The organism is Paenibacillus pectinilyticus (assembly GCF_001700435.1).
Taxonomy (GTDB): domain Bacteria; phylum Bacillota; class Bacilli; order Paenibacillales; family NBRC-103111; genus Paenibacillus_E; species Paenibacillus_E pectinilyticus.
Map to the genome: position 1 here is coordinate 1 of NZ_LYPC01000026.1, position 22,531 is coordinate 22,531.

Consider the following 22,531-nt stretch of genomic DNA (forward strand, 5'->3'; position numbering starts at 1 on the left):
AGTGGCTATAAGGGGACCCTCTGCTAAGGGGTTAGACTGCGTAAGTGGTGCGAGGGTTCGAATCCCTCTCTCTCCGCCAGTATTTTTTGAAGTTTGGCCCGTTGGTCAAGTGGTTAAGACACCTCCCTTTCACGGAGGTAACAGGGGGTCGAGTCCCCTACGGGTCACCATTTTACATTAATGGGGATTAGCCAAGCGGTAAGGCAACGGACTTTGACTCCGTCATGCCAAGGTTCAAATCCTTGATCCCCAGCCATCTATACCTACGAACAGTTTATATACACTAAATATGGGCCATTAGCTCAGCATGGTGGAGCGCCCAGCTACTTACAACATCGAAAGCCTTGATATAAGGCTTTTTTTTATGCACCCAAATTCTTTTCTTTGTTAAGGGGAATAATTTGTTATCGGTTTCCTTGCAGGATGCTGAGGCACAGAAGCACTCAATGAAGCTAATTTACTTGTGTTAAATGCATAACTGACGAAAAGTATAAAAACATTCGATAAACAAGTTATCGATCATGATTATGTTTGTTTCTACCGCAAATAAACTAGACCGCGTACCAGGAAGGTATGCGGTCTAGTTTGTATATAATTAATTTTATGAAGAATACCTAATTAATCCCTAAACAGAACATTTGCCCTGAAAGTCTCAATAAGATCTTTCGCCGTATCACTTGAGTGATAGACCCCTGCGAATGGACCTGTAGGTGAGCAGTAGCCAACAGGAATGTGGAATATTTGCTCGATCAACAATTTGATACCTGGTAAATTTCCGATTTCAGCCTTGGCATAAGCTTCGGAGACTTCATTGGCGCGATATTGAAGAGCACGTGCTTCTTCATAAAGGCCAGCGCTCATTTTTTCCATCATGACTTTATGGTGATAGCAAGTCACGGCTTGCAATGCTCCGATATTTCCATCGGCTCCCATGAGCTGTGAACAAATAGCCAGTTCGTCAGCCCCTGTAAGAATGTTAAGATCAGGACGATGCTTTTTGAATCTTTCTAAATAATAAAAGTTATTGTCGGTGAATTTAATGCCGCGGAAAGTAGGCACTTCTTTCATAGCCTCGAGAAGCAGCACAGGATCAATGTTCTGTCCGCCTGTTAATGTTTTACCGTTAGCTACCCAGTAAATATAAAAGGGCACGTTCGGAGCGGCAGCGGAAATGCGCTTGAAGTAATCGACATTGTCTTGCAGGGTTGCTTGTTCAGATATACCAACAGACGCTACGGCATACGCGCCATGCTCAGCCGCATGGGCAGCAAGGTCAATAGAATCTTGTAAATTCTCATTGTACCCAACGTGAACGAAAATGGGCAATTTGTTCTGGGCAGCCTTTAGAACCGCTTCGGCCCATTGCTTTCTTTTTTCCACACTTAGATACTGGCCTTCACCTGTCCAACCTAGCATGTACAAGCCATCTGCCTGTTGGTTGACGTACATGTCTATTAAAGCTGGGGCCAGCTCCGTTCTAATATTCCCTTCATGGTCCATCGGTGTAACGAGTGCAGGAAGAACACCTGTCATTAGTTTGTTTTGCATTGTGATCTCTCCAATCTTATATTTGGTTTATATGTTAAAAATTAACATAACAAAGTCAGCACTTACCCTTTAATGGCACCGCTTGTGAGTCCAGTGACAAAATACTTGTTGAGTGCTATGAACACAACTAACATCGGCACGACCGACATAACGGTTCCTGCCATCATCAGATCCCAGGAAGTTACGGATTCTCCGGAGGTCTTCATGGACACAATCCCAACAACGAGAGGCTGTTTGTCGGGGTTTCCCAAGGTAAAGACCATCGGCAACAGGTAATCGTTCCACGAATTCATAAAGGCCAACAAGCCAACTGTCGCAACTAGAGGTTTCGTTAGTGGGAAAATGATGTTGTAAAAGATTCTGAAAAAACTACAGCCATCTACTTTAGCTGCTTCGTCAATCTCTTTCGGAATGCCATCAATGAAACCTTTGGCAAGATAGAGATTCGTCACATTGATGCCAAAAATGTAGATAATGATAACTCCCCATAGCGAGTTGTTTAAATGCAGGATTTTCGCAATATTCAGTTGTGGATAGAGATATAAGCTGCCTGCCGAAATAAACATAGAGAAGGTAATGAGCGCAAGTAAAGGGCGTTTGCCTATAAATCGTCCTCGTGAGAATACATAGCCTGCCGATATGGAAGTGATAATAGTTCCGATAACGATGAACGTACACATATAAATGCTGTTCCACACGTAAACCTTGAAATTGGATAAATTCCAAGCTCTTACATAATTTTTGAGTGTAATCGTCTCGGGAAAAAAGGAGGTGGAAGTTAGTATACTCGCTGTGTTCTTCAATGAACTAATGATGACATAGAAGATCGGGAATATAACTAAAATGGCGAGCAGCACCAGAAAAAAATATAGTGGAATGGCCTCAATGGCTTTTCTAGTTTTCATACTTTTCATACTTCGGTTTCCCCTTAATAATGATCTCCGACATTTTTGGTTAGTCTCATATACAAACCAACCACAAGAGATAGAATAATGGCTGTAATAACGGCCAGAGCTGAAGAATACCCATACTGGCTAACCGTATCTGCCGCACCATATGAGAAGAAAAATTTAAACGTATAAGACATCACAACCTCTGTTGAGCCGCCTGGCTGACCATTGGTTAATACTAGAATCAGATCGGACATCTTGATACTGTTTACGATGAAGAGCATCATGACGACTTTCCCTGTAGAAGAGAGCATAGGTAAGGTAACTTTGGTGAATTTTTGCCATTTGGTTACCCCGTCAATATCCGCACATTCGTAAATGTCCTGAGGAATGTTTTGAAGGCCCATGAGAAAGAAGATCATGTTTACGCCAAAACCTTTCCAGACACTAGCGATAACAATGACAATATCAGCAAGCCATTTGTCTCCAAACCAATTGATGGGGGAAGAGATGATGTTAGCCGATTTAAGCATCTGATTAACAGCCCCTTGAAAAGGCTCAAACATTAAGAAAAAGACGATACCGACAATCGCTGTACTGACGATGGTTGGCGAGAAGAATAGGGTTCGGAAAAAGGAATTCACTTTTTTATTACTGTTCAGCACAACAGCCAGGAACAAGGCTAAGGGAATTTCGAGTACAAATTTAGCGATAACAATAATCCAGGTATTCAATAAGGATTGCCAGTACAGGCTATCCCGCATAAACGCGCGAATATAATTGTCGAACCCAATGAACTTGGCAGATGAAATGCCGTTGTAGTCAAACCAAGACCATTGAATGAGCCATAACATCGGATAAATCGTGAACAACCCAAATCCAATGAGCATCGGCGTCAGCATGAGATAGGCTTGAAAGGTATCTTTGCGATAGGGGTTAAGATACGTTCTGGTTGTATGCTTACGTTGAGAATGATCCATACGTTCGATGCCTTCTTTCTTGAAATTGAAAGTATGGCCTCACCATACTTTCAATTTTTTTACGCTTTTATTTGGACGACTTGATGTTCCAATTTTTGTTGATATACAAATTAAGGTCTAATCCACCTGCAACTGCCTTATCCAGGGCCGTGTTATAACGATTGGTTAAATCGGTAAGCACTTTCGACACATCCGCATTTGCGGGTCCGGCAATTAGGTTAATGATGGTATTTTGATATGGCTGGCCTTCAATTGTAATGACACCGTCAGGCGGGGTTGGAGCGAAATAGGAATTGGACGTATTCCCAAATTCCGCAGTTCCCGCTTTCTTAAAGCTCGAAGGCGCTTGTGCTTGAATATCTTGTCTGGCGATAAAATCGATCTCGTTATTTTGAATCGCTTTCAACACTTCATCGCTGTGGAATAATGCATAGACTTTCATTGCTTTTTCAGGCATATTCTTCGCGCTAGGTCCAATACATAGCACATCTGCAATTTGAGCATAATTTTTATACTTATTCGCTGGATCAAGAACAGGGGTATCGGTTACACCAAGTTCAAATTTGGATCCCGTTTCTTTCCAGAACTTATCAAGTGAGGTGACGTCCCAATTCACGCCGGGCAGCATCCCGATTCGTCCTGCAGCAAATTGAGCCATCAGTGAATCGTTATCCATGCCTTCTCCGCCAGGGAATATACTGCCATCTGCCTTCATTTGAAGTATTTTTTGAATATTATCTTTTAATCCCGTGAAGGCAAACTTACCGTTTGCAAAGTCAAAGCCCATATTACCAACCGAGCTTGCAAATTGGGAAGCAAAATACCATTTACCTGATGAAGCCGAATCTTTCAAGTGTACGCCGTAACCGTAAGCGCTGCCTTTATTGTCTTCTGTAATTTTCTTCGCATAGGCAACGACTTCATCCCAAGTAGCAGGAGGTTTAGTAAATCCGGATTTTTTTAATAAATCTTTGTTGTACATAAACTTCGTCGTCAATACTTTATAAGGAACACTATAGGATTTATCATTGAACGTCGTATATCCTTTAATCAAAATATCCTTATAAGTACTCAGGAATTCTTTACCGCCAGGCAGATCATCTATCGGAAGCATCCAGCCTGATTTGATAAATGGCTCCTTAACGGTGCCGACAAATTTATACAGCTCAGGCGCTTGATTCGCTGCTAAGGCTACTTTCAATACATCATCATAGTTGCTTCCATACACTTTGTACTCGATATTGATCCCATCTTTTAAACCCTGTCCTTTGTTGTAAGTATCAACAATGGGGTCCATAATGGGTTTGTACGACGCATCGTTGGTCCATACACGTACGGTTTCCATTTTTGTATTGGATGCCGTTCCCGAACTGCTGCTTGGGGAGTTGCTGGTGCCACTGCTTGAACTGTTGCTGCAGCCAGCTAAGACGGTCGTCAATATGACGCCACACAAGCCTGCAAGTCTGAGACGGTATTGCGATTTTGAAATGGTTGTTCTCAATTAAAATCCCCCTTTGAATTTTTGTGAAGCGCTTTCGTTATTTATGTTAGCAAGTTTATAAACACAATAAAATATAAAAACTTGAGGGAAAAAGTTAAAAATGTTATGCAGTTGGTCGTGCTGTCTTGTGGCGATTTTAGTATTGTTGGTATACTGAAAGTGGTTAACGATGACTCGGAAAGGGGCTTGCGACAGTGGCAAATACTTATGAATATACGTAATCGATTAGTGTTGTATTTCCTTGCATCGATCCTAGTTCCCTCTGTCATTATTACGGTAATTGTTTACCTGGGTTCAACTGGCATCATTAATAAAAAGATGAGTGAACTGATTGAGAAAAACTTAGATTCTGCTCGGTTAATTGTTCAAGAAAGATTAGCATTTATTAATGAGATGACAACGTTAATTTCTTTAAACCCTATGATTCAAGAAGTATTGGGTGAGAGTCCAACCCAAGATTTGTCGGATAACATCAGACAGATTATTAAGCTGGATCGCGCATTAGACAGTTATTATTTATCAAACTACTATGCTTCCCCCATTTCAGCTATTGTTCCCACAATTTATTTAGTAAATAGGCCGGAATATCAGAAGTATGATATTTCATCCAAAGTTCAAGATATTTCAAAGATAGAAAATGAACCATGGTATGTGAATAGCAAAAGCGGCAATTTTGTCATCGATGCTCGTCCTGATCAAGATCATATCACGGTGGCCAGACGGATATTCAGCTTGAAGAATGCAGATAAATATGAATATGCGGCTCTAGTTAAGATTGAATTGGAAAATAAATCCATTAATAGTGTGCTGGCCAACTACAAACCTTCAGCGGAAAGCAAACTCTGTATTTTAGATCACAATAATCAAGTCATTTTGAGCAGCGACGCTATGACCAAAAGTGAAGAAAGTTTTATCCAGACGTTAAATTTGAACTCCAGTGCTTCACAAATCCTGGACTCAGAGGGAGGGAAAGTCATTGTCTCCTCAAAAATTATGGATAATATCGATTGGCGAATCGTGAACATAACAAACTTGCGTGAAGTGAATTCTGATCAAATTCGTTTGACGCGCATTGTTGTACTTATCCTTATCATTTGTATGACTACGGCGCTTTTAGCTGCTTTCTTTCTCTCCCGTTATATCTCCAGTCCCATTACGAAGCTGGTTGCCTCGATGCGTACAGTCAAAGGGAATAATTTTGATATTAACATTAAATATAATAAAAAAGATGAATTTGGGTATTTAATCAGGCAATACAAGCAAATGATCGGTCAGATCAAAGCGTTAATTGAGAAACTGTACATTAGCGATCTGAAAAAGCAGAATGCTGAACTGCTTGCCAAAGATGCGCAGCTCCGATTCCTGCAAGCTCAAATCAACCCGCACTTTCTGTATAATACCTTAGATTCGATTAATATGTATGCCATCAAATATAACACGCCGGCTATTAGCAATATGATTAAATCACTGGCTAATTTCTATCGCTACTCTCTTAGTAAAGGGCGCGCCATTATTACGCTCGAAGAGGAAATCAATCATACCCATAGCTATCTAGAGATTCAATCGATGCGGTTTGGTTCGAAATTACGCTATGTCATCGATTTGCCAAGTGAATTCAGGAGAAGTAGAATCGTTAAACTCGTAATTCAGCCGTTGGTTGAAAATGCTATCGTTCACGGTTTTCATCATGAGAAGGGTGAACTGGAGATTACGATCTCCGCTAAACAAGTAGATGACCAAATAATTGTTTATATTACAGATAATGGTATAGGTGCCAATGTTGAAGAACTTAACCAGTTACTGCGAGCCGCTGAACAGAAAGATCACTCCTTTGCCATCAGGAATGTCCATCTGCGGCTCCAAAGCATTTTTGGAGAATCGTATGGGATTAGATATTCGCGTAATTGGCCTGAAGGCACTACGGTTGAGGTTATTATTCCTAAGAATTACACTCCGGAGGACAACGATGCTAACAGTAGTTCTGGCAGATGATGATTATATAGTTACGGAAATTTTGAATGACTCCATCCCTTGGCATGATCTGGGGATGCAAGTGGTGGGCATAGCTGATCATGGCCGGAAGGCATTGGAGCTATGTCTAGAACATCAACCGGATATTTTGGTAACGGATATACAAATGCCTTTTTACAACGGTTTAGAAGTGGCCATGCAACTGATGGAGCAAGAAATTCAAACCAAAATCATTCTAATAAGCGGTGTGCAGGATTTTAACTATGCCCGAATTGCATTAAATGTTAAAGCGGCCGGTTACATCCTTAAGCCCATTCAGCTAAAAGAAGTGATATCGGTTCTCAAAAAAGCCCGAGATACGATAGAAATGGAGTTTGGCCGTGAACAGGTTATTCAGCGCCTCACCGCCCAGCTTTCAGCTAACATGTCCTTGATGCGAGACAAGTTTCTAAACAATCTGGTCCTGGATGGGATGCACAGCAGCGATGAGCTCCAAGAGCGGTTAGCGTATTTCAATTTGCCATTTAAAATGACAGAAGATATTACGGTTGCTGTGGCCAAAATTGATGAGTATGAACAGCGGGTGAAAAGCAAAGGCGTTGAGCGTGTACAGTTTTTTAATTTTTCCATTAAAAATATCATTGAACAGACCTTAAATAACTTTCATGCAGGAACATGCTTCACTACGAAAGATAATGAGTTTGTCATTATTTTTAGCGCAGAGTACTGCTATGAAGACAAAATGAATGAAATCTTTGAGGGCATGGAACAACTGCTCATTGATTTCGAGGGAATTTCACTTTCGATTGGTGTTGGCAATTGTGTAAATATCAGAACTGCGAACCTGTCTTATCATTGCGCTTGCAATGCGGTTACCTACAAATTTTATACAGGTAATAATTCGATTATTCATATCAATGATATTATCGACTCCAACACAATTGATAAAATCAGCGATATGAATAGCAATGCCAGGTTGAATGAGCTGCAGAAGCTTTTGTTAGGTGAGATTAAAATGGGTGAAAGTCAAAAAGTCATCAAAATCTTTGAGGAATTTTACGCCCTGCTCTCTAAAGCCAATCAATTCTCCCAAGAATATATACGAGGGCGCTTCCTTGAATTAATTATTGATGCGTACCGTGAAATTTGTGAAACGGAAGGTGAAGTCGAAGAGGTTAACGCCTGCTACATGGTTTCCTTGCAGTCCATCATGAGGTGCGAGTCCATCTCAGAAATTAAACCGCATGTCAGCCATATGCTGCTCTTCATTGCCGACTATTATAGTGTGAAATACAACAAAAAGCATAATACCATCGTGGATCGGATCAAACGGTATGTGAATCAGTATTATAAAGAAAATATTGCACTCGCCGAGATTGCCAGCGAAGTGTTCATGTCTCCCACCTATATTTGTGCTGTATTCAAGCGAGAGACGGGGCAGACAATTAACGAATATATCATAGAAACCAAGATGAATTATGCCAAAAAAATGTTAGAAAACACGAAAATGAAGATCATGGATATTTCCGAAGATTTAGGCTATGAAAACTCGCAGTATTTTAGTTATTCCTTCAAAAAGTATTTGGGCGAAACGCCGCAGCAATATAGGAGCAAGGTGCTTTTGAAATCATAAAATATGCGGTGGAATTATGCGGGAAGGGCAAACGGTTGATTGCTCCTTTCAGTTTGGGTTGAATTTCAGGGGCAGGCTAACCGCTTGGGTGGCATATGAATGGGATATGACGGGCTATGTAATGATCGCTAAAGATATGATTGGCAACATCTGCGGTGAATATCATGGCGGGATCCTCGCAAGGTCGAAGGACGGAGGGAATTGGGAGGCCTCGGAGGGGGAAAAGTCCTATACACGGCGTATCAAATGGGATGATGGTACGGAACAGGTCATGGGGAGTCTGGAGAGGCCGTTTATTTTATTTGAAAATAACGAACCCACGCATATGTTTTTTGCGACAGCTGACGGCCCTGGTGAATTTACCAAGGCTGCGAATACATGGAATATGGTCATTCCCTTGAAGCGGAATGAATCGTAAGCTAATAAAAAAAAGAGCCAGCAAACCTACGCGTTTGCTGGTTTCTTGAGCATTTCGACAATTTCGCCAGCATACACGAGTGATTCTGCCTGAAGGTATTGAATTGCGCTCAGAGAAGCCTCATGAGCTTCGCGCGAAGATCCGCTGACGGCGTCTTGCACGAGCTTCACGTAATAGTCGTGCTGATGCGCGTCCGCACATGTGTAATGGACACAAACGTCGGTCAGAAAACCGCATACGATTAGTGTTTGAACATTCAGCCCTCTAAGCAGCAGATCGAGATCGGTCGCGAAGAAGCAGCTGTATCGGCGTTTGATGATGGAGAACTCACCCTCGATCGGCTGCAGCTCCTCCACGATCTCGACGTCGGAGGTTCCTTCAAGACAATGAATGTCTTCAGAGCCGTCGAGTTCCCGGCCGAAGTCTACGCGTTCTTTACGATGCATCTCTTGGGATTGGATGACTGGAATCCCAGCTTCGCGTGCGGCGGCAAGCAGTGTGCGGATGCGAGAGACGGTGTCTTTGGCGTCAAAAACGGCGGGCATAAAGCCCTTCTGCGCATCAATAATGAGCAGTGCGACGTTCCCATGAATCGAAGTCATAAGCGATCTCCTTTATAAGTAAATTTTAGCAGTATCTTATCACTGTCAAAATTATTATGTCAATAAATATTACATTTAAGATGGTTGTTTTAGTGTTAAAGGCGATATCAACCATGAAATATCTATAAACCTCACATTAAAATAAAATTATATTGATATATCTGATTTTTCATGTAATAATAAGTGACACAATGTTCTCTAGGGTTCCGCTCGCTTCGCGAGGACTGGACCGAGAGAGAACGGTCGATGCGAACATCGGCTACACGGAGGGATAAAAACCCGGGAGAAGGAAGGTCACCCTTCCTCTCCCGGGTTTTTTCTATTTACATTTAAGGAGGCGGATTGAATGAAATGGAGAAAAGGAATGTGGCTTACGGCAATGTCTCTCGTGTTGATTACTGTTACGGCTTGTTCATCTTCGGGGAAGAAAGAGGTTTCGCTTCGCGTCGGGTATAATTTATGGGTGGGTTCGGCTGGCATGTATATCGCAGATAAGAAGGGGTATTTCAAGGATGCCGGTCTTGATGTGAAACTCACCGAGTTTGCCAGCCCGACGGAATCTGCACAAGCGCTGTTAACCGGCAATGTCGATATCTCCAGTACGACGTTTGATACGGCTGTGATGATCAAAAGCAACGAGCAATCCGGGCAAGACCTAAAGTTCTTCCGTATTTCCGACCAATCGAACGGTGCCGATGGCATTGTTACCAAGAGCGGAATCAATTCAATTGCCGATCTGAAAGGAAAAACGGTGGCAGCTACAATCGGTTCGGTTAATCATTTTCTACTGAGCCATGCTCTTCAGCAGGCGGGTCTTACCGATGACGATGTCAAAATAACGAATACATCGCCTGAGCAAACCGGGCCCTTGTTCCTCACAGGTAAAGTGGATGTTGCGGTGACCTGGGAACCTTATCTGTCAGAAGCGAAGGCCAAAGGGGGCAACATTATATATTCCACCAAAGATGCGCCCGATTTGATTATTGACGGAGATATGACTTCCTCCAAGCTGATTGGTGCGCAGCCGGATGCGCTTCGCAAATATGCGGAAGCGATCGAGAGAGGAACGCAGTTTTATTTCAGTAATCCCGACGAAGGCGCGCAAATTGTAGCCGACAAGCTGTCGACATCCAAAGAAGACGTAAAGTCGATGATGGAGGGCGTCAAGCTAGTTACATCAAAAGATGGAAAAGCGTGGTTGACGGATAATCATGACGCTTTAGTGAAGCGTGCGGGAGAGTACTCTACCTTTTTCAAAGCACGCGATTTGATTAAGACGGATGTTGACGGCGCCTCACTGCTCAGCAATTTCCTATATAAGGGGTGATGAAGATGATCAAAGAACTCTATCCAGGCGTCTATGTGCATTCGAGTCATATTCAGAAAATGCAGAGCGTCATCCTTGCAGATGAACGGGCACTGTATGTTTTCGACCCGTGCTACTTCACCAGCGAGATCGAAGAAATCCGCGAATATTCGCGGGGGTTGGAAACGCAGGAGCGGGAGCGCTGGCTCATTCTGACACACTCGGATTGGGATCATATTGCCGGTGTGCATGATTTTGCGGGCTACAAGATTGTAGTCTCGAATTCGTGGGATGAGGCGAATGAGAGCAAGATGATCGACAAAGTCGAAATGTTCGATAGCGAGTTCTACGTGGATCGACCTTGGATTGGCAAAATGCGTCGCGTACCCATTGATTACAGGGTGACCGATGGGGATTCAATCGCAGGGCTAGCCTTCTTCGAGGCAAAGGGTCATACAGGGGATGGACTGGTGTCCATCTATGGCGATATTGCTATTGTTGGGGATTATTTATCTGATGTGGAGTTTCCGTTCATCTTTACCTCATCTCGCGACTATGAACGAACGTTGACCAAATTTCAAGAAATGATAGAAGCCTTCGGAATTCAAACGGTCATTACGCAACATGGGCCCGCCGCTGTCGGCCCGGCTGAAATCCAGAGACGCATCAAGGTGTCCGAAGATTATATCGTTCGGGCAAGGGCGTTTGTGGAGGAAGGCATCCGCAAAGAATGGTCCATCGAACAAATCGTGGAGGCCGGGCGGGACTTTCCTTACGAAGGCAGTCCGGTCGCGATGGGCATACGCCACTTCCACGACGGAAACTTGAGATTGATCTGGAAAGAATTAATGCAAGCGGAGGAGTAAAGTTTTACTTGGTCGAGGTAGCGGTCTATTTCGCAGTTTCGTGGGCAACTTAAGCATTTCCTAATGGGAAGAGGGTGTCCCATGGGTAGAGTTAACTGCTTCTAGAGCAGTTAACTTTTCTTGCGAGCAATACGCACCCGCAGTGGTCTTATCGCATTAATAATCGTGAGAGCTGAAGCAATAGGCACGCTAGGACTGCTTATCAGGCAAGTATCGGCTCAAAATGACACCTCATGCGAGCAATACGCACTTGCTGTGGTCTTATCGCACGAATAACCACGATTACTGAAGCAATAAGCACACTAGGATTCCCTATTCGACTAGCGGCTAGTACTCTCTCAAACGAGGCTGTCTCTAAAGGTCTAACAAGACCTAAGAGATAGCTTTGTTTTTGTTTTACTCTTGTTTCTGCCCTCATTCCGAATTAAAAATTAATGTAACTTTTATGAGCGCTTAATTTTACTATGTTATAGTTGTCATCGACATCCCGAAGTTGATAGGCGGCTGACTAGACGAATGGGACGAGTTGCAACAGATCAAAGGTTATGTGAACGAAGTAATGGCGGATAACGCTAATTTGCATTATATTTATTGATAGTATGTTATAGTCCATAGATAAATAGTATGGGTAGGTAGGAAATGAAACTCTCTCGCAGCTTAGTAATGAGTACGATGATCATGATGTTATTAACAGGGTGTGAGCAGGATTCAACGTTGGAAGTTCCCCACACCTTTGTTACAGAAAGTCCTTCTGTATCCCCTGAACCAACAGCAACAGCTAGTCCAGTTCCATCCCAAAGTGTTCAACCCTCCAGTACGCCTGCCGCTAGCCCAATGAAGGAACCGGCCGGTTTCGAGACAGGGTTGCCGAAGGAAGAGGCAGTGGTTGCAGAATCGAAGAAACAGACGAAGAAGTCAGAGTTAAAGCCTATTTATTCAGTTGGCAAAGGTAAGGTAGCGATAACGATCGATGATGGACCAACGAAATACACTGCAGAGCTTCTCAAAGTTCTGAGGGAGCAGAACACGCACGTTACTTTTTTCTTCCTTGGACAAAACGCTGCCGCTTTCCCACAGTCTGTAACAGAGGCTGTGTATGACGGTCATGAAATCGGTTATCATTCGGATACGCATCCTCAGATGACGCAAATGACCTACGATGCACAGAACCTTGAATTTAACAGCGGTTTAAGTAAACTAGTCAAATTGGATAAGCAGCCAGTCACGTTATTTCGACCGCCTTATGGTGCTTATAACAATGATACTAAGCTAGTAACGGAAGAACATCATATGCAAATGGTGCTGTGGAATGAAGATCCGCAAGATTGGGCGACAAACGATCCTTCCCAAGTCGTGAAGAGTGTGTTAGCTCAAGTGGAATCGGGGAGCATCATCGTGATGCACGATCATCCCTCTACCATCGCGGCTTTACCAGGTATTATTAAAGGGATTCGAAGCAAAGGGTATACCTTAGTCACGGTTACACACTAAAGAAAGGACAGGTCGAATGCTAGCATTCGCCTGTCCTCTTTGCCTAAAATTAATTGAAAATTTGCATTTCCGTCAATTGAAAACGGTATCCAGATTCCTGGGCGACACCATTTAGTTTGGTTGCGTTCACGCGGATATAGCGATAGGTTTGTGGAATAAAGGTGAAGATTTGAGCTTTCCCGGCAACCGCATCCGGATAATTCGTTTCACTTACGATATTCGTGAAGGTGCTGCCATCATTAGAGCCTTGAATTTGAAAATCAATCGGGAATCCCGTACTGGCTGCGTTGCTGATATCGCTTCTCGGAAATAAAACCACTTTGCCAACGGATTGTTGGCTTCCGAGATCTACCGTAGCCCATTGGTTCGTCGCATTGGATGGACTGGAGGTTGAGGACCAACCGTTTCTACCGTTTGTTCCGCCTTGCACATTACCGTCAACCAAATAAGTTGCATCCCAGCCCGCGCCGACGCCATCTGTCGAACTGACGGCAACCGTATGGCCTGCCGCTAAATTGTTCGTAGTGGATGTTGTTTGATAAATCGCAGGCGCTCCCCAATAAGCCCATCCCCAGGCTGCAGGTCCTCCTGTTTGGAAGGAAACCGTTACGGTGCTTCCTGCCCAAGGCGTTACGTCTACCATAACCTCTTGCCATCGATGCCACACATAATCAGTCTCATGCATCTGAATACTGTCGCCGAATAAGGTTGAGCCATTCACGGCTACTTGAAACGTCGGTCCAGGAGAAGCGAATCCCCCAGTACCGTCTTTAATCCCGATGTCTGTTCGGAAATTCAAGCGCTCTCCAGCAGGTACGGAAGGGAGGGCAACGGTATAAGTAATCATTCCCGGAACTTGCGACTGAATCGACTTCTCTTGTGCATTCCCCACGGAGCCATTTGGTTCCAAATGGTTATCCACACCGCTTTTCGTGGCTGCCGCAAAGTTGGCATAGAAATCATAGATCTTGTTGCCCGGATTCCATGGTACAGGCTGCTTATTACGTTGTGTATTGCCGTAGTTCGTCAGGAAACTACTAATGGCGTTACCAAAGGTATCCCCATAATTCGGAGAACCGAAGATCGCGTATTGGTCTTTGGTTGCCAAGTCTTCCCAAGAATTTGGGCAGATGATTTTGTAGCCATCGTTAAACATGGTTACCATCGTATTATAGGCAGTTGTGGCATTCGACGATAGCGGATTTACTTCGAAATTGCCAACGTTATTGCTCCCAGCCCCTCTTAAGCGGTTACTTACTTTCCCCATCGTGGCAGGCACCCAGCCATAGAAAGTGATGCCGCTTCCTCCATTGGCTGCAGTAGCCGTACGAATATCATCTGCAAAGTTATAATAATCAAGCTCTGGTGTTTGATGCCCATAAATGAGGTTGCGATCGATCCCCGAGGCGGTAATCCAGCTCGTCACATCAGCGACATGATGCTCGACCATAACAACTCTCCAGCGTGACCATTCTTCGGAAAAAGCATTTCCTACGGTAACGGAGGTAGGAGGGGTTACCGCTGCCCACGACGCAAAGCTGGTTCCCATAGCCGTATTAAAGGAACCAATGGTCGTGAAAGCAGGTACGCGTCCTTGCCCAAAATAACTGCCGCCTGGCCCATAGATGCCCGTATTTTGCAGCCAATCTTTCCATTCGGCAACGGAATAGGTGCTATAATCCGCATCCCAACCGGTTGTCACCACTGTCTCTGAATCCAAGCTTACCCCGGCAAACAGCGTTGGATGTGCATTCGCCCAGGCGGCTATTGTGCTTGCAGACGACTGGATATTGCGCTTTTTGTAATTGATATAGACGGAATTATACCGTGAGAGTGAGAAATAATTACTACCATAATTGTGTGCATACAAGCTGCCGCCCGTATGATTCGTCATGACGGTATTCGGTGATGCGGCAATATGATCGAGTAAGGCATCGCCCCATCCACCGCTGGAGTTAGGCGTACAGCAATCAGCCCATCGCCCGTCGTTCATATGTACTAAGATGGGTAAGTTGGCGCTAACCGCTAGCCCCAGATTGTAATTTAGTTTAGTAGGATCAAATGTGTAATCACTAGAGGAGCTATTCGTTTCGCGACTTAGCGCCCATGAAGAGAAGGACCACCCTAACTTGGTGTAAGTGCCGCCAGTGCCCAGTCGGGTCTTCATGTTAGTTAGTACCGCGAGATCTGCGGTTGAGCCGTGCGAAGGATCGGAACCCTCCCAAATAGGCAGCACATACGTCGTATTCTCCGAGTTAGTTCCCGCTGCAAGTGCTGAATAATGAATGAATTGCGTAGGCAGGATGAGCAACAAAGCCAGCAAAAGGATTCGAAACCTTTTCATAACTACTTCCTCCTTCAATAATTTTGGTATGAACATGAAACAAAAATGGTAATCGCTTACATACCAATTATAACCAGTTCTACATGCGGCAAGGAGTACACAACTTTCGGAATTCTAGCGTAATATTTGGCAGGCATCCCACAATCCGAAAAGAACGCAAGGAACCCGAAGTTATATCGTTGTTCACCTACTTTAGCGAGGGTACACTGAGGATAACTGAATGAGGAAAATGGAGGTACTTCTATGCAGGGTTCTTTGTCGAAGCGGGTCATGACGAATATGGTTGCTTATCTGATGATATTTCCGGCCATGTTTTTTTTCATCTTATATTTGGTGTATCCGCTGTTTAAATCATTTCATATGAGTTTGTACAATTATTCAGGTGTCGGTCCATTGACGAAATTCGTGGGTATGGACAATTACGCGCAGGTATTCAAAGATGATCATTTTTACCAAGCCATGCAGAACAACTTTGTTTTGATGGCTAGCGAGATTATTGTGTCGATGACCGTTGCCTTTTTACTTGCCTATTTGCTGTATAAGGGCGTATATGGCTGGAAAATATTCAATGTGATCTTATTTCTACCTTATATTATCCCGCTTACGGTTTCTGCGGTGATTTGGTCGTTGATTTATGAGCCGACGATTGGGCTGCTGAATCAGGCATTAGGTGCTGTTGGTCTGCAATCCCTGCAGCGCATTTGGCTGGGTAAACCGGATACAGCTCTATTCTCTATCATCATCGTGTGGATATGGCGTACGATTCCATTTAATATGTTAATTCTTCTAGGCACGATGCTCAAAATCCCAAAGGATTTAATTGAAGCGGCGCGAATTGATGGGGCGCACGGATGGCGCATCGTCTGGCACTTAATTTTGCCACTCGTTATGCCAACGATCTTGCTCTTATGCGTGATTTCCATTGCTAATGATTTCCGCGCTTTTGATATCGTGTGGGTCATGACGCAAGGCGGACCTGCGGATGCGACCGAAATTGCCTCTACACTCGTCTATAAAGTTGGTTTTCAGCAAAATAAGTATGGTTACGCGAATGCGATTGCTTTTGTCGTATTCATTGTTGTGACAGTCTTCGTCGCGATTATTTCTTTGCTGCGCAGTCAATTGATGAAACAGAAAGGAGACTAGCAGGTGATGAAAAGAATTGTACTCACACTCGTAGTTTGTCTATTTGCGCTCACCTCTTTGTACCCGTTGTTTTGGGTCATCCTTCAGTCGCTTAAATCGGATGCGGAGTTCTTCGGAAGCCAGTTTGCACTGCCAAAGGTTATTCATTGGGGGAACTATGTGACGGCTTGGGAAAAAGCCAATTTCGCGCTTTACTATAAAAACACGCTGATTATTACAAGCTTCAGCCTCTTGTTTGGCGTTATTGTTTGTATTTTGGCAGGTTACGCTTTTGCGAAGCTTCGATTTGTCGGGCGCAAGGTCTACATGGCTGCATTTGTAATCGTGTTGTTCGTGCCTTCTCCGGTACTGCTTCTGCCCGTCTTTTTTATCAACCGAGACCTTCATCTGCTTAATACCTATATTGGTATGATAGGGCCTTACATTTGCGGTGCGGTGCCGCTTGGGGTTCTGCTGATGCAGTCCTCGTTCGCCTCACTGCCTAATGAGCTAAGTGAGTCTGCCAGGATAGATGGATGCGGAGAATGGAAAATTTTTTCCAGAATTCTACTGCCCCTGACGATGCCGACGGTAGCGACTCTTTGCATTTTACAGTTCATCAATGTATGGACGGATTATATGTGGCCGCTTATTGCCAATACCGACCCTGCGATGTATACCATTGCTATCGGGATGGCGCAAATGTCAGCGAAGAAGTTCGTATTCGGACTAGGCCCCGTATTCGCCGGCATGATGATTACGACGTCAATCGTTGTCATTACGTACATTTTGCTGCAAAAATATTTCGTGCAAGCGCTATCTGATGGGGCTGTGAAAGGTTGAGAAAACTTTGATCGAAGTCATTCAATGATGAGCGACCGCGTTCAGATGTAAGTTTTATCGCCAATAGGAAAGTAGTTTTCGGTTGCCGAAAATTTAAACTTTCCTATGTGGTAAAATAGAATTAAAAACAACGGGAGTTGGCGTACCGGTATGCTTCGTAGACTTCTGCTAACGTATGTGATCTTGATTGTATTGCCTTTGACGGTGGCGTCGGCATTTGCTTATATCGTGTTTAAGAAGAACATGGAATATCAGGTATCCCAATCCGTTCAACGAACGGTTGAGCTCTTGCATCGTGAGACGCAGTCGTACTTCGATGATATGGTCAATTTAACAACGTCCGTTATGAACGATGATAAAATCACCGGCGGCGACGAAAGTGTCTTTTCTATTTTGCGCAAGCGTGAAAAGGGGAATGGGGATCAACTGGAGGATTATGTTCAGAGGCAGAAGATTGATCTGTATTTGAACAATAACTTCCTGAATCGGTATCGCCAACTGAATGAAGCGGATCTGCTCCTCCAAACGGGGGAGCGCTTTTCAGCTAAACGAACCGCAACCATAGCTTCTATGGAGCAATTGCAACGCTTGCAGCAACAGCTTTTAGCTTCAGGCAAGGAGTGGATTGTAGCCAGCGGTGCGGCACTGAACGCGAATGCAGGGAATGGCGATCGATCCGTATATATTTTACGCCGAATTAATGAGCCGCTTACGCTGCGTTATATCGGCTGTGTAGTGCTTAACCTGAACGTGGAAGAGCTCAACCGGTCTCTCTACAATGCGCTATTGCCAGAACAAGATGTTGTGCTCCTCTGGGATCGTGGGCTGGTCGTACTGGATACGTCCAACCAATGGGAACAAGAGCCGATTGTATTTAAGGACACAGACCGTAAATCGGTTAATAAAATGACGCCGCATGGTGAGGTGCTGGTAAGCTTTTCCTCGCCAGAAGACTCAGAGTGGTCAATCGTGACCTATTTACCCTATTCGGCCCTAAGCAGAGGAATGGATAAGGTGCGAGACTGGATAATTGGCATCTCTTTGGCCTGTATTAGCTTGTCTATGATCGTGGCATTTGCCTGGGTTAAAGGCATCGTCAAGCCGCTGCAATCACTTCGTAATGCCCTGAAACGGATGGAGAAGGGACTTATTAATACCAAAGTGATCGTTCAGGGGAAAGATGAAGTGGCCGATTTGGCGATTGTGTTTAATGGCATGACGGATAAGCTAAGTGAATCCATTGACCAAATGTATCGCGTAGAAATTGCGCATAAGGAAGCGGAGCTCCGTGCACTGCAGGCGCAGATCGATCCGCATTTCCTTTATAACGCCTTAGAATCCATTCGAATGATGGCCGTGATGCAAGGTGCATCTGATGCGGGGGAAATGGCAAGGGCTCTTGGTGTGCTCTTTCGAGCTGCAACTGATTTCCATACTGAAATCCCTTTACAGCAGGAATTACTCTTATTGCGACAGTATGTGCTTATTCAGGAAATGAGGTTTGATGGACACCTCTTCGTTGATTATCATATCTCCCCTGATGCCGAAGATATCTATGTTCCGAAGCTGCTGTTGCAGCCACTGGTGGAAAACTGCTTTAAACACGCTTTCCCACAGGCCTTGATGGAAACACAGAATTGCAGGATCGACATTACGGTATCTGTAAAGGGGAATCAGGCACACATTGTCGTAGCTGATAATGGCATCGGCATGGATGATCATCATATCCAAATGCTTCAAACCAAACTCAGAAGCAGCTACACACAATCTGTTCAAGTCGGCATCATGAATGTGAATGATCGTATTCGCTTAAAATGGGGCGAAGATTACGGCCTTGATCTGCTGAGCGGACAGGATGCTGGGATGACTGTGACTCTCAAGCTGCCAATTAAACTAGGAAAGGAGGAAGCCATGTGAACATCATTATTGTCGATGATGAGAAGCTGATCCGCCAAGGTCTGACTTTCTTAATTGGGCAGATGGGCTCAGGCGACGCTGTGATTGGTCAATGTAAAAATGGCCGAGAAGCGCTGGAGCTTTGCCTACGTGAAGAACTAGCCGTTGATGTAGTGATTACAGACGTAAGAATGCCAGAAATGAATGGATTAGAGCTCATAGCGGAGTTGAAAAAGCGACGCCCTCACATCCAGACACTGGTTATGAGCGGGTATGATGAGTTTGATTACGTGCGAACTGCGTTGCGTGAAGGTGCCCATGATTACTTGCTCAAACCAGTGGATAAGACGGAAGTGCAAACCGTACTTGACCGTATCCAGAAACAGAAATTAGCAACCTTACCTGCTCTTCCTGTTCATACCCAAATCGTTGTACAGGACAGTCTGTTAAATAGTTTAATCGCCAAAGAACCTGGAAAAGTGAATGATGCCAAACGGTATTTCTCTGACAAGTTCGGTGTATCTGATGAGGAAAATGCTTATATTATGGCGGGTATTCAGATTGACGAAACACCGGAGCACCCACTTAAGAACACAGACCGTCAGTTATTTCAGTATTTTATTCGTAAAATGTCCGAAGAACTTCTCTTCGTGGATGCTCCGCAAAGCGGCACGGTTTTCCAAGGAGGAGATGGCACGGTTCATATCCTCTTTTTTCTCGATAAGGGCAGCAAAGGGGCTGCTGCTGTTGGGCAGAGCATGAAAGATTTGCTGACTCTGATTCAGCAGCATATTCACTATCCGGTCACAGTCGGCATATCGCTTGTTCATGAGCAAATATCCGAGATGGCTGAGATGTCCTCGCAGCTGGAGGAAGTGTTCCGAGCTCGTCTTGCGATGGGGACTGGCCAAATCTTAGGCTTTACCCAATTGCAGCAGCTTCATGGGGAAGAGCAGTTGCCCAAAGATCTGATGAAACCCGTCATTCTTGCGGTAGAAGCAGCGGACGAAGAGGCGATGTTAACGGCGATATCCGGCTTTTTTGGCCGTTTGCGTGCCCTTGATTTAAGGCCGGAGCTTACGATGGATATTATTATGCGCATGTTAATGAGGCTCGTTGCGATTCTGCAGGAGCGGGGCATCGATATTGTCAAAGCGGGTTTAACAGACGGGATCAAGATGAGCAGACAGCTTGAGAAGTGCTGCACATGGGAGCTGCTGGTTCGTTATGTGACAGAGACGCTTATGGGACATTTGCAGCAGTTGCAACGGCATGCCATGGAGGCGAAGCCAGCCTATATTTTACATGCCATCGAATATATTCGTATTCACTTCGCCAGTGATATTACGCTGAATGAAGTGGCGGATACCGTTGGTCTCTATCCGACGTATTTAAGCGAGCAGTTTAAACAGCATACGGGTGGTACGTTTATTGACTTTATCACGCAGGTTCGCGTAGAACGAGCGAAGGATCTTCTTCGTAAATCAGCGCTGCCGGCTTTTACAATATGCGAGGAGGTTGGGTATGCAACGCCAGCGCATTTCAGTAAGGTTTTTAAGAAATGGGTGGGCTGCACACCTACGGAATATCGTGAACGATTTCAGCACCAACTGATGCCGTGATGAACGCATGGACAATTGCTCCGATAGATTCCGAAGTTTGAACTAGAAGTCCGAAGGTTGCTACGTGTTCAGGTTGCGGAATCTCTTTTACAATGAGTTCAAGTTAGTCAATCGCATTCAGGAGGGGTTACAAATGACAAAGAAATGGTTGCAAGCATCTCTCGCACTAACACTCGTTACAACATCATTACTTACGGGTTGTTCCAAAAGTACCGATTCAAGTTCAGCAACGTCCAGCTCGTCCAGCAGTCCGCAGGCGACTGCGAAAGAAAGCAGCAGCTCAGATAAAGAGGTTAAATTGAAATTCATCTCTTGGTGGGCTTACATTAAACCGGAACAAATTAAAAAGTTCGAAGATGCGAACCCGGGCATCAAGGTTGACTACGAATATGTGGCGCCAGGTGATCCGTATTTTAATAAACTGAAATCGCTTTCGGCAGCCAATCAGCTTCCAGACGTGTTCGGTATGCAGAATCCACAGCTCAGCCCGTATGTTTCGGCGAATCAAATTATGGATTTGAAAGATGCGTTTAAAACACCAGCGTTTGATAAAAGTACCCCTTGGGGCGAAACAATCAATCCAGTGCTAATCGAGAATATGAATGCAGGGCTGGCGAAGGAAACAGATCCTTCGAATCATGTGTGGGGCGTGCCGTTTGGCGCGATTAGCGTAGCCGTAGTGTACAACAAAACACTCTTTGACAAGGTGGGGATCAAACCGCCAACGACGTGGGAAGAGTTTGAAAGCAATAGTGCGAAGTTGAAGCAGGCTGGCTTGATTCCGATGTCCTATGTGAATAAAGTTGGCTGGGGCGATTGGTGGTTCCGTCTCTTGCTCGATCAAACGGTACGTGATGTGAAGCCGGATGATTTCAATACAGGCAAAGCGAAGATGACAGATCCTGGATTTGTTGATGCTTTGAAAAAAGTGAAGGAAATGTGGGATAACGGCACGTTTGACCCAGCGGGTATGAATAACGGCATCGATGAAACACAGGCGTTGTTTGTACAGCAAAAGCTTGCGCAGTATATGGTTGTTCCTGAGAATTTCGTGAAATATTTGCAAGACAACAAGCCGCAAGGCGCGGAATTGGGCGCGTACCTATTGCCGGCTTGGAAGGGAATTAACCCTAGCCGTACGCTCGGCGGAGCAGCTAATATTGCCGTCGTATCTGCAACTAGCAAGCATAAAGAAGAATCGATTAAGCTGATTAAATTCCTGACATCCGAGACGATGTTCCAAACGCTTTCATCAGAAGATGTGGTGCCTAGCACGAAGGGGTACACGCCGCCTGCTGGGGATCAAATTATGGGTGCCTATGCGAAAGCAGCAGAGAACGGCTTCATCGTGGATCATTTGCCAGCAGGCAACGATGAATTCAATGACAAATTGTTCAAAGATGTCATTCCAAAGGTACTTCTAACCAACAAGAAGCCAGAGGATGGGCTGAAGGAAGCGCAAGACATTTTGGATAAAGCCAAGAAATAACGAAAT

General features: G+C 44.5%; 17 protein-coding genes, 2 tRNA genes and 1 riboswitch. Of the genes, 13 read left to right on the forward strand and 6 right to left on the reverse strand.

Going from position 1 to position 22,531, the window contains the following annotated elements:
* The first annotated feature begins 95 nt into the window (after nucleotides 1–95).
* Nucleotides 96–170: transfer RNA gene (locus tag A8709_RS20700), tRNA-Glu, on the forward strand.
* Nucleotides 171–181: 11 nt separating this feature from the next.
* Nucleotides 182–256: transfer RNA gene (locus A8709_RS20705), tRNA-Gln, on the forward strand.
* Nucleotides 257–618: 362 nt separating this feature from the next.
* Here the strand turns inward: A8709_RS20705 and A8709_RS20710 are convergent.
* The 4 genes from A8709_RS20710 to A8709_RS20725 form a co-directional block, all read right to left on the reverse strand.
* Nucleotides 619–1,548 (reverse strand): dihydrodipicolinate synthase family protein, encoded by a 930-nt coding sequence (locus A8709_RS20710; protein ID WP_065854699.1) that lies wholly within the window; start codon nucleotides 1,546–1,548, stop codon nucleotides 619–621.
* A gap of 62 nt (nucleotides 1,549–1,610) precedes the next feature.
* A complete protein-coding gene (locus A8709_RS20715; RefSeq protein WP_208607719.1) occupies nucleotides 1,611–2,462 on the reverse strand; it encodes a carbohydrate ABC transporter permease in 852 nt (283 codons plus the stop codon).
* A gap of 14 nt (nucleotides 2,463–2,476) precedes the next feature.
* Nucleotides 2,477–3,418: a carbohydrate ABC transporter permease gene (locus tag A8709_RS20720; protein WP_084225226.1), complete on the reverse strand. Its 942-nt coding sequence runs from the start codon at nucleotides 3,416–3,418 to the stop codon at nucleotides 2,477–2,479.
* 67 nt (nucleotides 3,419–3,485) lie between these two features.
* Nucleotides 3,486–4,919 carry an ABC transporter substrate-binding protein gene (locus A8709_RS20725; protein ID WP_208607720.1) on the reverse strand — a complete coding sequence of 478 codons (1,434 nt, stop codon included), beginning with the start codon at nucleotides 4,917–4,919 and terminating at the stop codon, nucleotides 3,486–3,488.
* A 207-nt stretch (nucleotides 4,920–5,126) separates the two neighbouring features.
* On the opposite strand from A8709_RS20725, the gene A8709_RS20730 reads away from it, so the two are divergent.
* From A8709_RS20730 to A8709_RS20740, 3 genes are read left to right on the forward strand one after another with little or no spacing between them, the layout of a single operon-like run.
* Nucleotides 5,127–6,911: a sensor histidine kinase gene (locus A8709_RS20730; protein WP_167357138.1), complete on the forward strand. Its 1,785-nt coding sequence runs from the start codon at nucleotides 5,127–5,129 to the stop codon at nucleotides 6,909–6,911.
* Entirely contained in the window at nucleotides 6,886–8,523 is a 1,638-nt protein-coding gene (locus A8709_RS20735) for a response regulator (protein WP_065854702.1), read from the forward strand. Before A8709_RS20730 ends, A8709_RS20735 begins: the two co-directional genes overlap by 26 nt.
* Nucleotides 8,524–8,539: 16 nt before the next feature.
* Entirely contained in the window at nucleotides 8,540–8,941 is a 402-nt protein-coding gene (locus tag A8709_RS20740; RefSeq protein ID WP_065854704.1) for a glycoside hydrolase family protein, read from the forward strand.
* A gap of 26 nt (nucleotides 8,942–8,967) precedes the next feature.
* On the opposite strand, the gene A8709_RS20745 is transcribed toward A8709_RS20740, so the two are convergent.
* On the reverse strand, nucleotides 8,968–9,543 hold the full coding sequence (locus A8709_RS20745; protein WP_065854706.1) for a cysteine hydrolase family protein: 576 nt from the start codon (nucleotides 9,541–9,543) through the stop codon (nucleotides 8,968–8,970).
* 187 nt (nucleotides 9,544–9,730) lie between these two features.
* Nucleotides 9,731–9,831, forward strand: a riboswitch (guanidine-I (ykkC/yxkD leader).
* A 58-nt stretch (nucleotides 9,832–9,889) separates the two neighbouring features.
* On the opposite strand from A8709_RS20745, the gene A8709_RS20750 reads away from it, so the two are divergent.
* The 3 genes from A8709_RS20750 to A8709_RS20760 all read left to right on the forward strand — a co-directional run bounded on the left by A8709_RS20750 (nucleotide 9,890) and on the right by A8709_RS20760 (nucleotide 13,206).
* Nucleotides 9,890–10,870 (forward strand): ABC transporter substrate-binding protein, encoded by a 981-nt coding sequence (locus A8709_RS20750; RefSeq protein ID WP_065854708.1) that lies wholly within the window; start codon nucleotides 9,890–9,892, stop codon nucleotides 10,868–10,870.
* 5 nt (nucleotides 10,871–10,875) lie between these two features.
* Nucleotides 10,876–11,715: an MBL fold metallo-hydrolase gene (locus tag A8709_RS20755; RefSeq protein WP_065854710.1), complete on the forward strand. Its 840-nt coding sequence runs from the start codon at nucleotides 10,876–10,878 to the stop codon at nucleotides 11,713–11,715.
* Between the two features lie 663 nt (nucleotides 11,716–12,378).
* Nucleotides 12,379–13,206: a polysaccharide deacetylase family protein gene (locus A8709_RS20760; RefSeq protein WP_167357140.1), complete on the forward strand. Its 828-nt coding sequence runs from the start codon at nucleotides 12,379–12,381 to the stop codon at nucleotides 13,204–13,206.
* Between the two features lie 49 nt (nucleotides 13,207–13,255).
* On the opposite strand, the gene A8709_RS20765 is transcribed toward A8709_RS20760, so the two are convergent.
* The gene (locus tag A8709_RS20765) at nucleotides 13,256–15,550 is read right to left on the reverse strand and encodes a discoidin domain-containing protein (RefSeq protein ID WP_065854714.1); all 2,295 of its coding nucleotides are present in this window, start codon (nucleotides 15,548–15,550) and stop codon (nucleotides 13,256–13,258) included.
* A gap of 243 nt (nucleotides 15,551–15,793) precedes the next feature.
* Between A8709_RS20765 and A8709_RS20770 the strand changes: the two genes are divergently transcribed.
* The 5 genes from A8709_RS20770 to A8709_RS20790 all read left to right on the forward strand — a co-directional run bounded on the left by A8709_RS20770 (nucleotide 15,794) and on the right by A8709_RS20790 (nucleotide 22,525).
* Nucleotides 15,794–16,696: a carbohydrate ABC transporter permease gene (locus tag A8709_RS20770; RefSeq protein WP_065854716.1), complete on the forward strand. Its 903-nt coding sequence runs from the start codon at nucleotides 15,794–15,796 to the stop codon at nucleotides 16,694–16,696.
* A 6-nt stretch (nucleotides 16,697–16,702) separates the two neighbouring features.
* Nucleotides 16,703–17,518 (forward strand): carbohydrate ABC transporter permease, encoded by an 816-nt coding sequence (locus A8709_RS20775; protein WP_065854718.1) that lies wholly within the window; start codon nucleotides 16,703–16,705, stop codon nucleotides 17,516–17,518.
* 150 nt (nucleotides 17,519–17,668) lie between these two features.
* Nucleotides 17,669–19,435, forward strand: coding sequence for a cache domain-containing sensor histidine kinase (locus tag A8709_RS20780; RefSeq protein WP_065854720.1), 1,767 nt, complete (start codon nucleotides 17,669–17,671; stop codon nucleotides 19,433–19,435).
* Complete coding sequence (locus A8709_RS20785) at nucleotides 19,432–21,036, forward strand: response regulator transcription factor (RefSeq protein ID WP_065854723.1); 1,605 nt, start codon at nucleotides 19,432–19,434, stop codon at nucleotides 21,034–21,036. The genes A8709_RS20780 and A8709_RS20785 overlap by 4 nt, the downstream gene beginning before the upstream one ends.
* 133 nt (nucleotides 21,037–21,169) lie before the next feature.
* The gene (locus A8709_RS20790; RefSeq protein ID WP_065854725.1) at nucleotides 21,170–22,525 is read left to right on the forward strand and encodes an ABC transporter substrate-binding protein; all 1,356 of its coding nucleotides are present in this window, start codon (nucleotides 21,170–21,172) and stop codon (nucleotides 22,523–22,525) included.
* Nucleotides 22,526–22,531: the final 6 nt, after the last annotated feature.